The sequence below is a fragment of the Clostridium pabulibutyricum genome (assembly GCF_058242705.1).
This window is the reverse complement of the sequence record NZ_JBZAYZ010000002.1, coordinates 80,037-92,575: the sequence shown is the minus strand read 5'-3', so window position 1 is coordinate 92,575 and position 12,539 is coordinate 80,037. Positions and strand designations below refer to the sequence as shown.

Sequence of the window (12,539 nt, the reverse complement as noted above, 5' to 3'; positions counted from 1 at the left end):
GCTTTTATCTCCTATAAAATTATTCTTACAAAAGTCCCATCTTTTGAACTTACGTTTATAATTTCAAGACCTTTATATTTTTTTAAAAGTTCTATACAGTTTGACAAACTCATAAGAATTTCTGGAGTTATATATTTCCTGCTTTCCGGTGGAATTTGTCTCTGTACAATTTGAGTATTCATAATTGATATTCCAAACTTTAAAAGGAAGTTTGGAAGTGGTACGATAAACCTCATTTTACCAGTCTTAATATGTATTCTCATTTATATCACCTATTCAATACAAATATTTACTATATCGCCGTCTTTACTTGTTACATCAATTATATTTCCTGTTAGTTCACTGCCGATTGCATCTGAAATTACATTAAGATCTATATTTTCCATACCTTTTACATTGTTTGGAATTGGAATTTTGCCTGCAGTTTTAAGTACGGCTTTTATAAATTTTATAGGAAGTTTTACATTTACATTATCTCCATCTTTAGAGATGACCTTTATTTTCAACATTTTGTTTATGTAATCCAAATCTTCGTTTTTAGAATTATAGACTTCCAACGAGTTGTTTTTTAGTGCCGATATAAGTTCTTCCGCCTTATCTGAAGATATTTTACCTTCTTCAACCATTTTTAATATTTTCATAATTTCATTATCCATCTTACAAATCTCCTTTTTATGTTATTATTTTTTGAGCATTTCAATTGCCTGGTCGGCAGATATTTTACCATTTTCAAGCATTGAAATTATTTTTTCTTTGTCTTTAGCTGGCTCCTCGGAAGTGTACCCGAGAGCGTTTATTACTTCATCAAGTTTTGATCTTACTGTTGGATATGATATACCAAGTTCCTTTTCAACATCTTTTATATTGCCCCTGTTTTTCAAGAAGACTTCTATAAACTTAAGTTGGTTTTGAGACAGATATTCAAACTTTGACATTTCAAAGTCATTCTCAATTATTGTGCCGCACTTTTTACATTTAAGTTTTGATATAAAAAGTCTTGAAGAACAAACAGGACATTTGCTTACTGTTTTATATGACAAAATAAAATCCTCCTCCCTTATGAGATTAATATACTACCTTTTATTAAAAAAATCAATATCTAAATTAAAAAAATTCATTTTGCGATTGAATAAAGTTAATATTATTAAAGACATATCTTAATAATATTAAGAATATATTTTCTATATAAAGGCAAGTGAAAAAATTTTAAATTCAAGGAGGAGTGGAAATGAAAAAAATAATAAATAATCCGGAAAATGTAGTAGAAGAAATGCTTAAAGGAATTTGCTGTGCTCACCCGGAATATCTGAAAAAGCTTGATAATTTTAATGTACTTGTAAGAAAAGATTTAAGCAAGAGAAAAGTTGCTATTGTAAGTGGTGGCGGAAGCGGTCATGAACCTGCACATGGAGGATATGTTGGGTATGGAATGCTTGATGCTGCAGTCCCAGGGGATGTTTTTACATCGCCTGCACCGGATCAAATATACGAGGCTATAAAAGCTGTTGACAGGGGAAGAGGAGTTCTTCTTGTAATAAAAAACTACAGTGGTGATGTAATGAATTTTGAAATGGCTAAAGATATGGCGGAAATGGATGGTATAAAGGTAGATTATGTAATTGCAAATGATGATGTTGCAGTTGAAAACAGTACATTTACAACAGGCAGAAGAGGAATTGCAGGTACTGTTTTTGTGCATAAAATTGCAGGTGCAGCAGCGGAGAAGGGGCTTGAACTTACAGAAGTTAAGAGAATAGCCGTGAAGGTAGTTAAAAATGTCAGAAGTATGGGAATGGCTCTTAGTCCATGCGTTGTACCTGCAGTTGGAAACCCCAATTTTACACTTGCAGAAGATGAAATTGAGGTTGGTATAGGAATACACGGTGAACCTGGAACTCACAGGGAAAAGATTAAGAGTGCAGATGAAATTGTAGACGTGCTTCTTGAAAAAGTACTTGATGATATTGATATAAAGGCAGAGGACAAGGTTTCAGTAATGATAAACGGACTTGGTTCCACGCCGCTTATGGAACTTTATATTGCAAATGGAAGGGTAAACAGGATATTGCATGAAAACGGCATACAAATTCACAGGACTTTTGTTGGAGAGTATATGACTTCACTGGAGATGGCCGGATTTTCAATTACTGTATTGAAACTCGATGATGAACTTGAAGGACTTTTGGATTACAGGGCTGATACTCCGGCATTAAAAGTAATTTGAGGGGGAATTTATATGATAACTACTGAAAAGACAGAGAATATAATAGAATCTATTGCAGATAAAATAGAAGAAAACAAGAAGTATCTTACAGATTTAGATGCTAAAATAGGAGATGGAGATCATGGAATAAATATGAGCAAGGGCTTTAAATATGTCAAGAAAGCCCTACAAAATGGAAAAAATAAAAATGCAGCGGATGTACTTAAAAAAACAGGAATTGCTCTTGTATCCCATGTTGGAGGTGCCTCGGGGGCACTATATGGTACTGCGTTTATGAAATCATCAGGCGTTGTATCTGGAAAAGAGAATTTGAATATAGATGATTTTATAAACATACTCAAGGCCTGCGTAGATGGCATAAAAATGAGGGGAAAGGCAGAACTTGGAGAAAAAACAATGCTTGACTCGCTGATACCGGCTTATGAAGCTGCAAAATCGGCAGGAGAAAAGGGAGTAGAGGCAGTAGAAGTATTGAGGGCTGCGGCAGATGCAGCCGAAGAAGGAGCAGCCCATACAGAAAAAATAGCTGCAACAAAAGGAAGAGCAAGTTATCTTGGAGACAGAAGCATAGGACACAGAGATCCGGGAGCGGCATCTACAGCAGTTATATTGAATACAATATATGAATTTCTAAAATAATTAAATAGGGAGAGAGTGTGATCGTGGTAGGAATAGTTCTTGTATCTCATAGCGAAAAAGTGGCGGAAGGATTGAAGGAACTTTCGCTTCAAATGGCAGAAGGTGCTAAAATAACTGCGGCGGGAGGAACGGAAGATGGAAGGCTTGGAACGGATGTAAATAAAATACTTGAAGGAATAAACAAGGTATATTCTGATGATGGTGTGTTAATTTTGTTTGACCTTGGAAGTGCATACATGAATGCACAGATTGCGGTAGAATTTATGAAAAAAGATTCTCAGAAAGTGGAGATACTGGATTGTGCTTTTGTAGAAGGTGCCATAACTGCAGCTGTTTACAGCAGTCTTGGAAAGAATATGGATGATATAAAGCAGGCTACCTGTAAAATGAACATTGGAAAAATGCCTGTGTAAAATAAGAAATATAAATGCTCCAGCAGTCATTTGAATAAAAAGACGTGCTGGAGCAGATTTTTTATTTTATCAAGTTGAAATCCATTTTTCAGGATGTGCTGCATAGTACTGTATATCATTTATGAGTTTTGATGTATGGTAGCCATCTGCAGCTGCATGATTTACAAGAATTGAAAAGGGAATGAGAGTTTTTTTATGCCTTTTAAAGTATTTGCCGAAGGTTACTATGGGAAACAGTGTTTTTGAATCATCAAAAGATATATTGCTGTATCCTGTAAAGCTAATCCAGGGTACTGCAGAAATTGGGTAAAAATTTTTAGGCTGATTCGGTTTTGCTTTTATTCCCTTTGTGTTTTTATAGTGGTCCATATCATGTATAACTGAAGAATAAAATTTTGAGAAGTCAGGTGAAAATTCTGTCCATATGTCCGAAAAGGTTTTATCATCTTCATGGAATATAGTGTAAACTGGATTTAAATTCTCAAAGTATCCAAGCTCACCTTTTTCATTATAGGACATTTTAAATTCAATGTTTTTACTTATTGCTATAGATACCACGTATATGAAGCACGGGTAAAATTTGAGACCATGTTTTTTATAGATTTCCAACAAACGTGTAATGTCTATTTCGGCATTCATGTTGTATTTGCATTTTATGTTTTCCATATAATATTTGAAATGTTCTCTCCTGGGCCAGGTATCTATGTTTATTTTATTAAAGGTCATAACCACCCCTCCAATTCAATTTTGTTATATATAATTATATCATTAATGGATAAATAATTTTATTTTAACGATTGACAAGCATATACTTCTAGTGTACTATATACATAACACACTAGAAGTATATGGAGGTACTAAGATGATAGAAGTTAAAAATGTGTCAAAAGTTTATACAATGGGCAAGGAAAATGTGGTGGCACTCAGGGATGTGAATTTAAAAATAGAAGATAGTGAGTTTGTAGCCATAGTAGGCCCTTCAGGATCGGGAAAGTCTACACTCATGCATCTTGTAGGAGGACTTGATACTCCGACATCGGGAAGTATATTTGTAGATGGCGGTGATATAAGTAAACTGAAAGACAAGGATATGTCCAAATACAGAAACCAGACTATAGGATTTGTATTTCAGTCTTTTAACCTTGAAAATACCCAGACTGCACTTGAAAATGTAATGATGCCTCTTATATTTGGAGGAATTTCAAAACGGGAAAGAAGGATAAAGGCATCAACAGCACTTGAAATGGTTGGACTTGGTGACAAGTTAAAGCATAAACCAAATGAAATGTCAGGTGGACAAAGACAGAGAGTAAGTATTGCAAGGGCACTTGTAAACCAACCAAAGATAATTTTTGCAGATGAGCCTACAGGAAACCTGGATTCGAAAAATGGAGATATGATAATGAATCTCCTAATTGATTTGAATAATAAGGGATATACTATAATTATGGTTACCCACAATATGGAAGAAGCAAAAAAAGCTAAAAGGATTATTAAAATAAAAGATGGCTCTGTGGAGGTGTAGAAAATGAGATTTGGAGATGGATTCAAATTAGCATGTCAAGGTCTCAAAAGAAGGAAAGGAAGGACTTTTCTTACTGCACTTGCAGTTGCAATAGGAACAATGCTTGTTGTAACCATGGTAAGTATAGGAATATCGGGTGAGAAACTTATTTTAAGTGAGGTTGAAATTTCACAGCTTAAAACAACTGAAGTTTACAACTATAAGTATTTTGATGACGAAAGTACGGATTCAGACGATATAGACAATGACATGATAAAAAAGATTGATGATAATACAGTGAAAAAATTAAGCGGCATATATGGTGTTGAGAAGGCTACTGCATTTTCTGGACAAAGTGTAGACAATGTAATTGTGAATGGAAAGACAAAAAAAGACTCAATTTTATTAACGGCTTCAAAGGACAACAAAGTAGTATATAATGAAAAAAAAGGTGTAAAAACTTTGATTTCGGGAAGAAATTTAAATGCTTCTGACAAAAATTCAGTTGTCCTGGGAGAAAAGTATTTGAAGTCTCTTGGAATAAAAGATTGTAAAAGTATTGTCGGTAAAAATATTACTATTACCCAGAACCAGACCCAAAATAAGAATATAAATCTTAAACCTATTAAGATAAATGCAAAGGTAGTAGGAATAATTAATGAAAAGCTTGGATATGGGAATTCAATGTGGGCATCTATTGATATTGTGTCAAAAGTAGACGATTATTATTATCTTCAAAATAATTATTTGAAAGCCCATGGATATGATTATGTGGAAATTCAGGCCAAGGATATAAACTACGTAGAATCTATAAACAAAAGTATAAAGAAAATGGATTATTATTATTCAAGTTATCAGCAAATAGTTGAAAAGATAAAAAGTTCCTTCAAGATAGTGGAAGTTGCACTTTCCATACTTGGAATTATTGTTCTTATAGTTGCAAGCTTTGGAATTGTAAATACGATGGTCATGGTGATATATGAAAGAACAAAATCCATAGGAATTATGAAATCTGTAGGTGCTAATAGAAGGGATATACATAGCATATTTATAGTTCAATCAGCTCTCATAGGCTTTATGGGTGGAATAATGGGAATAATTTTCAGTATGGCCAATTTAAAAATAATTCAATTTGGACTTAAAATGTATATGGAAAATCAAAAGATAGATGAGACAATAGTTTTTAACATGCCATTTTCACTTGCAATCGGAACACTTGCATTTTCAATTGGAATTTCCATAATTGCTGGTATATATCCATCACGAAAAGCTTCGAAGATGGATCCGATAAAAGCATTGAATTCGTAGGAGGAGATATTAAAATGAAAATTTCAGACTGTTTGCATATGTCTTTCAGTGACTTGAAAAAAAGAAGATTGCGTACAATACTTACAGCACTTGGAATATCGATTGGCACAATGCTAATAATATTTATGGCGGGATTTGGGCAGGGAATTCAAAAGATAAGTTATGACAAAATGAGACAATTTGACAGCATGAAAATAATAAAAGTCAGTCCTAAAACTAATTCCAAAAATCAAAAATTTAAAAAAATAGATTCATCAACACTAGACACACTGAGTAAAGCAAAGGATGTATCAATGATTACTGCATTCATAAATACTTCAGCAGGAAAAGTTGAAATAGGAGATAAATCTGCAGAGGAAGTAAATGTGCAGGGTAACAATCTTGATTACTCTATTTTTACAGATGCAGAACAAAGCGATGTAAAGTCAGACAAGAAAAAGTCAAAAAAATATGGGTACAAACCTATAATCGAAGGAAATACAATTTACAGGGATGAAAGTGCTTCAGTTCTTGTAAATGAAAGACTTCTTGAAAAGATGAAAATAAAAGACTATGCAGGTATCATAGGCAAAAACATGAAGATAATAATTTCACTTCCAAATGTAGCTGGAATTGAGCAAAAACAACCTCTTGCTATAAATGTAAAGATAAGTGGAATTGTAAACAAGGTTTATAGAAATGGGAAAAATGATATAATTGTATCCGATGCCACGGCTGCCAAGATACAGGAGTATTATATGAATGACAGTGGATATATTTCAAAAAAGGGTTATGACGGTGTGGAAGTAGAAGCTGATTCAATTTCTTCTATTGAAAATGTGTCAAATTCAATAAAGAAAATGGGGTATTCCCAAGACTCACAAATTCAATATGCAAAACAAATGGATAATATGCTTGAAATATTGAAGGCAATTTTTATGGCAGCAGGGGTTATAGTTCTTCTTGTAGCATCAATAGGAGTTATAAATACTATGACAATGTCTGTTTATGAAAAGAAAAAATCAATAGGCATAATGAAAGCTGAAGGGGCATCCAAGAAAGACATAAGGAGAATTTTTACCGTTGAGTCCGGTAGTATTGGATTTATAGGTGGAATTTTTGGAGCTGTAATTTCTATAATTTTGGAGCTTATAATAAACAAGGTAGTTGTAATGTACAATATAGCTGAAATAGAATCTGGTATGAAAATAATAGATATAAGAGTTTCAGTTGTTGTATTCGCAGTATTGTTCACAATTGCCGTATCTGTAATATCAGCATTTTTACCTGCTCGAAAGGCAGCAAAGCTTGATCCTGTTGAATCTTTAAGATGTGAATGAAAATATTAAATTTAAAACAGACACCCTATTTTCTAAAATTAAAATAGAGTGTCTGTTTTAATCTATGTATCAAAACAAGTCAATTTGAAGAAAGATATTTTGCTGTTTGAGAGCGTTTGTATTCGGAGTACCAGTTCTTATAGGAAGGATCACCTCTATGATCTTTAAGATTATAATTTTGATTCAGGTATTTTGAGAAGTCGGTACTTACTTTTATTGAACCTTTGATATTTAAATGACCGGAATTATACATTTCGTTTTTAAAATCGAACCCTATTTGCTTTATTTTGTCGTTGTAGTTTATAAAAGGTATATTATTGTTATGCGCAATTTTTGAAACAGTATTGAAAAGTGGGGCCTGGTCATGAACCCATTCGTCTGAAGCAGAATCTGAATTATAATCAAATGGTGTATTGAATAAAATCAATTTGACACCGTTTTTATTACAAAGATCTATGATTTTTTTTAAATAGATATATGATTTTTCAGGAAGCTTTGTGCTTCTTGAAACAGTAGAGGATGTTTGATTTAATGTTGAGTCGCTTTTTCCGTAGACTTTGGTACCAGCATCAAATCCTTTTGATAGTATTCTTCATTGCTTTTATAAGTGAAATCCCTCTTTGTAATTTCATTCCATCTATAGTGATATTTTAAAATTGGAAATAAATAACTAAACCTGTCTTTCAAAGGAACACAGTTGTTAATCGCGTCAAGCTTGTTTAATGAAAATTTCATGTTGTCAAGAGCATTGCTTATGTATTGTTTAGTCCCGTATTTTGCACTTCTTGCAAGATAATAGGCATCGACTACTGCAATTTTAACTTTATGGTTTTTTAGAACTTCTTTAAGCATATAATAGGTTACATCTATGGATTGCCCTCCAGTTGCATAGTTGAAACTTGTTATACCGTATGATTTCCAGAGAATGTTTGGGTCAATACCGCTGTTCATATGACTTCCACCCATTAATACTACGTCGTAGGAGTTTCCTGTGTGATTGTATAAACCTTCTATTAATTTACCACGGTGATTTGTTTTTAGTATTAGTATTGGAGTTATAATATTTATTAGTACAACTAAAATAATTGAAAAAAATAGAAATTTAAAAAATGCCTTTTTTATCACGAGTATTCCTCCTAAAATTGAGAATAAATGAACTTCTGAACATTGTATTCATCACCGTATATGCCAAATACAAGTATGATTATCACCGAAGCTACATAAAGGGACCATCTCATATTTATATTTTGTTTTGAAAGTTTATCTCTTATATTGTATTTACGTTGAATAAAATTTACACATAAAATAAAAATAGAAGAAGCCAGGGCAATGAAAAAATTTATCTGATCAAGTCCCAGATTATATATGGAGCCGTTTGTAAAAATTTCGGGATTGAAATAAAATGAATTTTTTATAAGTATTGCTGAATCCTTGAGACAGTTTGCCCTGAAAAAAAGCCATGCAAAATCAACAAGGACAAAATTTACAACAATTTGTACAAGCCTGTAGTTAAAGGAATTTGTATTAATACGAAGTTTTTCTGTGATTTCCGCCAACTTAGGTTTTAGAGCTTTTTCAAAAATGCTGTAGATGCCATGGAGAAGTCCCCATATTATAAAAGTTGTACCAACGCCATGCCATATCCCGCTTACAAGGAATACAATCAGTATATTTCTATAAGATTTAATTTTGCCGTATCGACTTCCTCCAAGAGGAAAATATACATAATCAGTAAGCCAGCTTGTTAAAGACATATGCCATCTTCGCCAGAATTCGCTTATTGATTTTGCAAAGTAAGGCCTTTCAAAGTTTTTAGATAGTTTGAATCCCATAACCTCACTTGCACCTAATGCTATATCTGAGTAGGATGAAAAATCAAAATACAATTGGAAGGCAAACATAATTGTTGCTATCACAATTTCGAACCCTTTATAATTGGAAGGATGGTTGTACACTGTATTCACAAAATCGCCTAATCTGTCTGCGGCCATCATTTTTTGAAAATATCCCCAAAGCATGAGGAGAAGGCCGTTTTTCACTCTATTGTAGTCAAAATAGTGTTTTTCATCAAACTGGTGCATGAAATTCTTTGATTTTTGAATGGGGCCGGATAAAATCTGAGGAAAAAACGATATGAAAAGGGCGTATTTTCCAAAATTTTTTTGGACTTCAACATCAGCTCTATACACATCCACTATGTAACTTATGGATTGAAAAGTATAGAAGGAGATTCCTACAGGTAGCAGAAAATCGAAAGAAGGTATATTTAAGCTTATTCCAAAGATTAAAAAAATTTTTTTGAAAATTTGGTCGAAAAAGTTATAATATTTGAACATGAATAGAATTCCGATATTTATTGATATGCTCAAAAATACGAATAATTTTTTAGTTTGTGTCTTTCTGGATTTTGATATCAGAATTCCACCTGTGTAAGTAATCAAGGTACATGTAATAAGCAAAACTGCATATTTGGGGTTGTAGCTCATGTAAAAGAAATAGCTTGATGCAAGAAGCCATATCCATCTGTATCTATGTGGTACTATAAAATAAAAAATAGTCACGATAGGAAAGAAAAATAAAAATTGCACTGAATTGAAAGACAAATTAAAAAGCACCCCTTTTTATATAAAACCAAGTATTTGATATATTAATGTGTAATTAATTTCAATAGTGTCAAATATACAGCATTAATGTGTCAAACAGGTGACAATATTGTCAATTGTAAATTCCAATTTGAAAAGATGTATAAAGAAAGAGGCTAGGGTAAAAAATATCCTAGCCTCTCTAGCCTCTTAATTGAAGTTATTTACCTGGATTTATAAACATCTGAACCCAGTATGGAGTACCATCGTTATTTCGTGCGATACCTATTCCAATCTCTGTATAATTTGAATTTAGTATATTTGCTCTATGACCTTCTGAATTCATCCAAGAATTCATTACTTCCGAAGGAGTTTTTTGACCATAAGCTATGTTTTCCCCTGCAAAAGTATAATTTATACCAAATTTTTTCATCATATCAAATGGAGTACCATATGTAGGTGAAACATGATCAAAATAGTTTTTGTCAATCATATCCTGCGCTTTTATATTGGCAACTTTTGAAAGTTCTTTATTTTCTTTTAATGGAGAAAGTCCATTTTTACTTCTTTCATCATTTACAAGTTTTATAACCTGGGATGCTTCTGAATTTGTGTTGTTTGAAGTATTGTTGGTATCATTTGTTTTCTTGTTGTCTGTAGTTTTTGTCGTCGTTGGTGTTTTGTTTTCAGGAGCTTGTCCATTGCTGTTTTTAGTGTACTGTGCTGTGTTTTCACAGGTATTTGAGTAATTTATTATAATCTTCTTTGAATCAGTAGTCCCGTTTTTACTGCAGTTTAGTTCGGCTGCACTTGCAAAGGTAGGAGTAACTGCGGTTAGTGCAACTGCGGTAATCAGTGCAGTTGATATAGTTTTCAGTTTTTTGTTCATTAATTGATCCCCCTAAGATACTTGAATTTTTGTTTTCCAATTATTAAGATTGAAAAACTTATTTTAAAGTATAAAAGAGATATATGAACAAAGTATCTCAAAAGCATGAACTGAGTAAAAACATTTTAAAAAATTTTCAGAAAGTTATGGAAAAATAGTTCTATATTTTCATATAAAGTTGAATTTACTAATAATAATTTAATGTTTTTTGCAAATAATATTTTAGGTGATATTTAAGAGGTGATTATTTATGACAGTAGGTTCAAGGGTTAAGCAAACATTGGCGGATTTGAAAGGTATTGAAAATACACTTAATGTTTACTCTTTAAAAAGCAGCAGCAAGGAAGAATCAAGAGTGTTCAAGGAAGCTTTTGAAACTGTAGAAAAAGTATCAAAGAATATAGAGAAAAGATTGAAAAAAATAGAACTTGAAGAACCTCAATACAAACAAAAATAGGAGAGATTGTATGGTTGATTTAGGCGTACTGATTTTAAAGACTGTTATTTTATTCTTTATATCTTTATTTGCAGCAAAAATTATTGAAAAAGGCAGAATGTCTAGAATTATACCTTTTAAGATAGTAAGTTATATATTGATTTCCACTGTAATGGTTTTATTTTTATTTGGAATTATACAAAATGTAGTTTTTGCTGCAGCAGTAATTTTAATATGGATGGCGATGTTTGTATCTCTTAACTATTTTTCACTTAAAGTCAAGTGGATACATGATTTTTTAACGGGAAAACAGACTGTACTTATAAAAGACGGAAAAGTTATGGAAAAAAATCTAGGAAAGGTTTTTTATACAGGAGAAGATTTCTTGGAGGTATTGCGATCCAAGGGGGTATTTAATCTTTCAGATGTTCAATTTGCAGTTATGGAATCCAATGGTGATGTAAATTTACTTTTAAAATCTGATAAAAAGTCAGTTACTCCAAGAGATCTTAAAATAGATAAAGCACCTATATGTGAACCTGAAACTGTAATAATGGATGGGAATATATTGGATGGAGCTCTCGCGCGGAGAGGACTTAACCGGCAGTGGTTGAATGCCGAACTTTCAAAATCAGGTGTTTCCATGCAAAATGTATTTATAGCTCAAGTTGATTCTTCAGGTGATTTGTTTATTGACACTTTTGATGATTCTGTGGAAGTCAAGGAGCCAAAAGTCAAAGAACTTTTATATGCAAATATATCAAAAGCATATGCAGATCTTTTTTCGTATTCTCTGGAAACAGAAAATATAGATGCAAAGAAAATGTATTCAAACAATGCAAATACGATAAAAAGGGTTATGAATAAGTTGGAAGCATATTTATTAAATTGAAGGGAGGTGATAATATGACAGTTGGAACCCAGATGCAGCAGGCTATAGCTGGCGTTCAAACAGCAGCAGCTACCATGAAAACTTTTGCACTTGAGACAGAGGATCAAACTGCAAAACAGGATTTTCAGAAATTATCCAAAACTTTTGAGGATGCTTTAAATGTACTAAATGGAAGGCTCAAATATATTCAGGATCAGGAGCCACAATATAGACAATAGTAATTTTTCTCATTACAATAGGCAGTTGTTTCTAATCTTATATATGAAACAACTGCCTGTTTATTTGTGTGAAATATTACCAGGTAAAGGTCTTGAATAATAAAGTATAAAAAAG

Annotated in this window: 17 protein-coding genes; 9 read left to right on the top strand and 8 right to left on the bottom strand. The window is 32.5% G+C overall.

All coding sequences use genetic code 11. From position 1 onward, the window contains the following. Positions 1-11: 11 nt before the first annotated feature. From AC4CVH_RS03735 to AC4CVH_RS03725, 3 genes are read right to left on the bottom strand one after another with little or no spacing between them, the layout of a single operon-like run. Complete coding sequence (locus AC4CVH_RS03735; RefSeq protein WP_490786395.1) at positions 12-263, bottom strand: hypothetical protein; 252 nt, start codon at positions 261-263, stop codon at positions 12-14. A gap of 9 nt (positions 264-272) precedes the next feature. Beyond that, entirely contained in the window at positions 273-656 is a 384-nt protein-coding gene (locus AC4CVH_RS03730) for an SHOCT-like domain-containing protein (RefSeq protein ID WP_490786394.1), read from the bottom strand. Between the two features lie 24 nt (positions 657-680). After that, entirely contained in the window at positions 681-1,040 is a 360-nt protein-coding gene (locus AC4CVH_RS03725) for a DUF2089 domain-containing protein (RefSeq protein ID WP_490786393.1), read from the bottom strand. A 188-nt stretch (positions 1,041-1,228) separates the two neighbouring features. Between AC4CVH_RS03725 and dhaK the strand changes: the two genes are divergently transcribed. From dhaK to dhaM, 3 genes are read left to right on the top strand one after another with little or no spacing between them, the layout of a single operon-like run. Next, positions 1,229-2,224: a dihydroxyacetone kinase subunit DhaK gene (gene dhaK / locus AC4CVH_RS03720; protein ID WP_490786392.1), complete on the top strand. Its 996-nt coding sequence runs from the start codon at positions 1,229-1,231 to the stop codon at positions 2,222-2,224. Positions 2,225-2,236: 12 nt separating this feature from the next. Continuing rightward, the gene (gene dhaL / locus AC4CVH_RS03715; protein WP_490786391.1) at positions 2,237-2,863 is read left to right on the top strand and encodes a dihydroxyacetone kinase subunit DhaL; all 627 of its coding nucleotides are present in this window, start codon (positions 2,237-2,239) and stop codon (positions 2,861-2,863) included. A gap of 23 nt (positions 2,864-2,886) precedes the next feature. Further along, positions 2,887-3,276 (top strand): dihydroxyacetone kinase phosphoryl donor subunit DhaM, encoded by a 390-nt coding sequence (dhaM, locus tag AC4CVH_RS03710; protein WP_490786390.1) that lies wholly within the window; start codon positions 2,887-2,889, stop codon positions 3,274-3,276. 69 nt (positions 3,277-3,345) lie between these two features. On the opposite strand, the gene AC4CVH_RS03705 is transcribed toward dhaM, so the two are convergent. Then, on the bottom strand, positions 3,346-4,002 hold the full coding sequence (locus AC4CVH_RS03705) for a CatA-like O-acetyltransferase (RefSeq protein ID WP_490786389.1): 657 nt from the start codon (positions 4,000-4,002) through the stop codon (positions 3,346-3,348). Between the two features lie 136 nt (positions 4,003-4,138). Here AC4CVH_RS03705 and AC4CVH_RS03700 point away from each other — a divergent pair, with 136 nt between their 5' ends. Genes AC4CVH_RS03700 through AC4CVH_RS03690 form a run of 3 tightly spaced genes read left to right on the top strand, consistent with a single transcriptional unit; the run spans position 4,139 to position 7,407 of the window. Further along, a complete protein-coding gene (locus AC4CVH_RS03700; RefSeq protein WP_490786388.1) occupies positions 4,139-4,801 on the top strand; it encodes an ABC transporter ATP-binding protein in 663 nt (220 codons plus the stop codon). Between the two features lie 3 nt (positions 4,802-4,804). Beyond that, positions 4,805-6,088 carry an ABC transporter permease gene (locus AC4CVH_RS03695; RefSeq protein WP_490786387.1) on the top strand — a complete coding sequence of 428 codons (1,284 nt, stop codon included), beginning with the start codon at positions 4,805-4,807 and terminating at the stop codon, positions 6,086-6,088. 14 nt (positions 6,089-6,102) lie between these two features. Continuing rightward, positions 6,103-7,407, top strand: coding sequence for an ABC transporter permease (locus AC4CVH_RS03690; RefSeq protein WP_490786386.1), 1,305 nt, complete (start codon positions 6,103-6,105; stop codon positions 7,405-7,407). Positions 7,408-7,486: 79 nt separating this feature from the next. On the opposite strand, the gene AC4CVH_RS03685 is transcribed toward AC4CVH_RS03690, so the two are convergent. From AC4CVH_RS03685 to AC4CVH_RS03670, 4 genes are all read right to left on the bottom strand, one after another. After that, on the bottom strand, positions 7,487-7,834 hold the full coding sequence (locus AC4CVH_RS03685) for a hypothetical protein (protein WP_490786385.1): 348 nt from the start codon (positions 7,832-7,834) through the stop codon (positions 7,487-7,489). A gap of 101 nt (positions 7,835-7,935) precedes the next feature. Further along, positions 7,936-8,358, bottom strand: coding sequence for a hypothetical protein (locus AC4CVH_RS03680; RefSeq protein WP_490786384.1), 423 nt, complete (start codon positions 8,356-8,358; stop codon positions 7,936-7,938). A 185-nt stretch (positions 8,359-8,543) separates the two neighbouring features. Beyond that, entirely contained in the window at positions 8,544-10,010 is a 1,467-nt protein-coding gene (locus AC4CVH_RS03675; protein WP_490786383.1) for an MBOAT family O-acyltransferase, read from the bottom strand. A gap of 199 nt (positions 10,011-10,209) precedes the next feature. Then, positions 10,210-10,878: a CAP domain-containing protein gene (locus tag AC4CVH_RS03670; protein ID WP_490786382.1), complete on the bottom strand. Its 669-nt coding sequence runs from the start codon at positions 10,876-10,878 to the stop codon at positions 10,210-10,212. Between the two features lie 250 nt (positions 10,879-11,128). On the opposite strand from AC4CVH_RS03670, the gene AC4CVH_RS03665 reads away from it, so the two are divergent. From AC4CVH_RS03665 to AC4CVH_RS03655, 3 genes are read left to right on the top strand one after another with little or no spacing between them, the layout of a single operon-like run. Further along, entirely contained in the window at positions 11,129-11,335 is a 207-nt protein-coding gene (locus tag AC4CVH_RS03665) for a DUF1657 domain-containing protein (protein WP_490786381.1), read from the top strand. Between the two features lie 10 nt (positions 11,336-11,345). Continuing rightward, positions 11,346-12,206 (top strand): DUF421 domain-containing protein, encoded by an 861-nt coding sequence (locus AC4CVH_RS03660; protein WP_490786380.1) that lies wholly within the window; start codon positions 11,346-11,348, stop codon positions 12,204-12,206. A gap of 14 nt (positions 12,207-12,220) precedes the next feature. Then, a complete protein-coding gene (locus AC4CVH_RS03655; protein ID WP_490786379.1) occupies positions 12,221-12,424 on the top strand; it encodes a DUF1657 domain-containing protein in 204 nt (67 codons plus the stop codon). The last annotated feature ends 115 nt before the right edge of the window (positions 12,425-12,539 follow it).

Bases quoted from the DNA above. Each gene is read 5' to 3' on its own strand.
- dhaK (WP_490786392.1), top strand. From the start codon at position 1,229: ATGAAAAAAATAATAAATAATCCGGAAAATGTAGTAGAAGAAATGCTT.
- AC4CVH_RS03660 (WP_490786380.1), top strand. From the start codon at position 11,346: ATGGTTGATTTAGGCGTACTGATTTTAAAGACTGTTATTTTATTCTTT.
- AC4CVH_RS03680 (WP_490786384.1), bottom strand. From the start codon at position 8,358: ATGAACAGCGGTATTGACCCAAACATTCTCTGGAAATCATACGGTATA.
- AC4CVH_RS03695 (WP_490786387.1), top strand. From the start codon at position 4,805: ATGAGATTTGGAGATGGATTCAAATTAGCATGTCAAGGTCTCAAAAGA.
- AC4CVH_RS03655 (WP_490786379.1), top strand. From the start codon at position 12,221: ATGACAGTTGGAACCCAGATGCAGCAGGCTATAGCTGGCGTTCAAACA.
- AC4CVH_RS03665 (WP_490786381.1), top strand. From the start codon at position 11,129: ATGACAGTAGGTTCAAGGGTTAAGCAAACATTGGCGGATTTGAAAGGT.
- AC4CVH_RS03690 (WP_490786386.1), top strand. From the start codon at position 6,103: ATGAAAATTTCAGACTGTTTGCATATGTCTTTCAGTGACTTGAAAAAA.
- AC4CVH_RS03700 (WP_490786388.1), top strand. From the start codon at position 4,139: ATGATAGAAGTTAAAAATGTGTCAAAAGTTTATACAATGGGCAAGGAA.
- dhaL (WP_490786391.1), top strand. From the start codon at position 2,237: ATGATAACTACTGAAAAGACAGAGAATATAATAGAATCTATTGCAGAT.
- AC4CVH_RS03735 (WP_490786395.1), bottom strand. From the start codon at position 263: ATGAGAATACATATTAAGACTGGTAAAATGAGGTTTATCGTACCACTT.
- AC4CVH_RS03730 (WP_490786394.1), bottom strand. From the start codon at position 656: ATGGATAATGAAATTATGAAAATATTAAAAATGGTTGAAGAAGGTAAA.
- AC4CVH_RS03670 (WP_490786382.1), bottom strand. From the start codon at position 10,878: ATGAACAAAAAACTGAAAACTATATCAACTGCACTGATTACCGCAGTT.
- AC4CVH_RS03705 (WP_490786389.1), bottom strand. From the start codon at position 4,002: ATGACCTTTAATAAAATAAACATAGATACCTGGCCCAGGAGAGAACAT.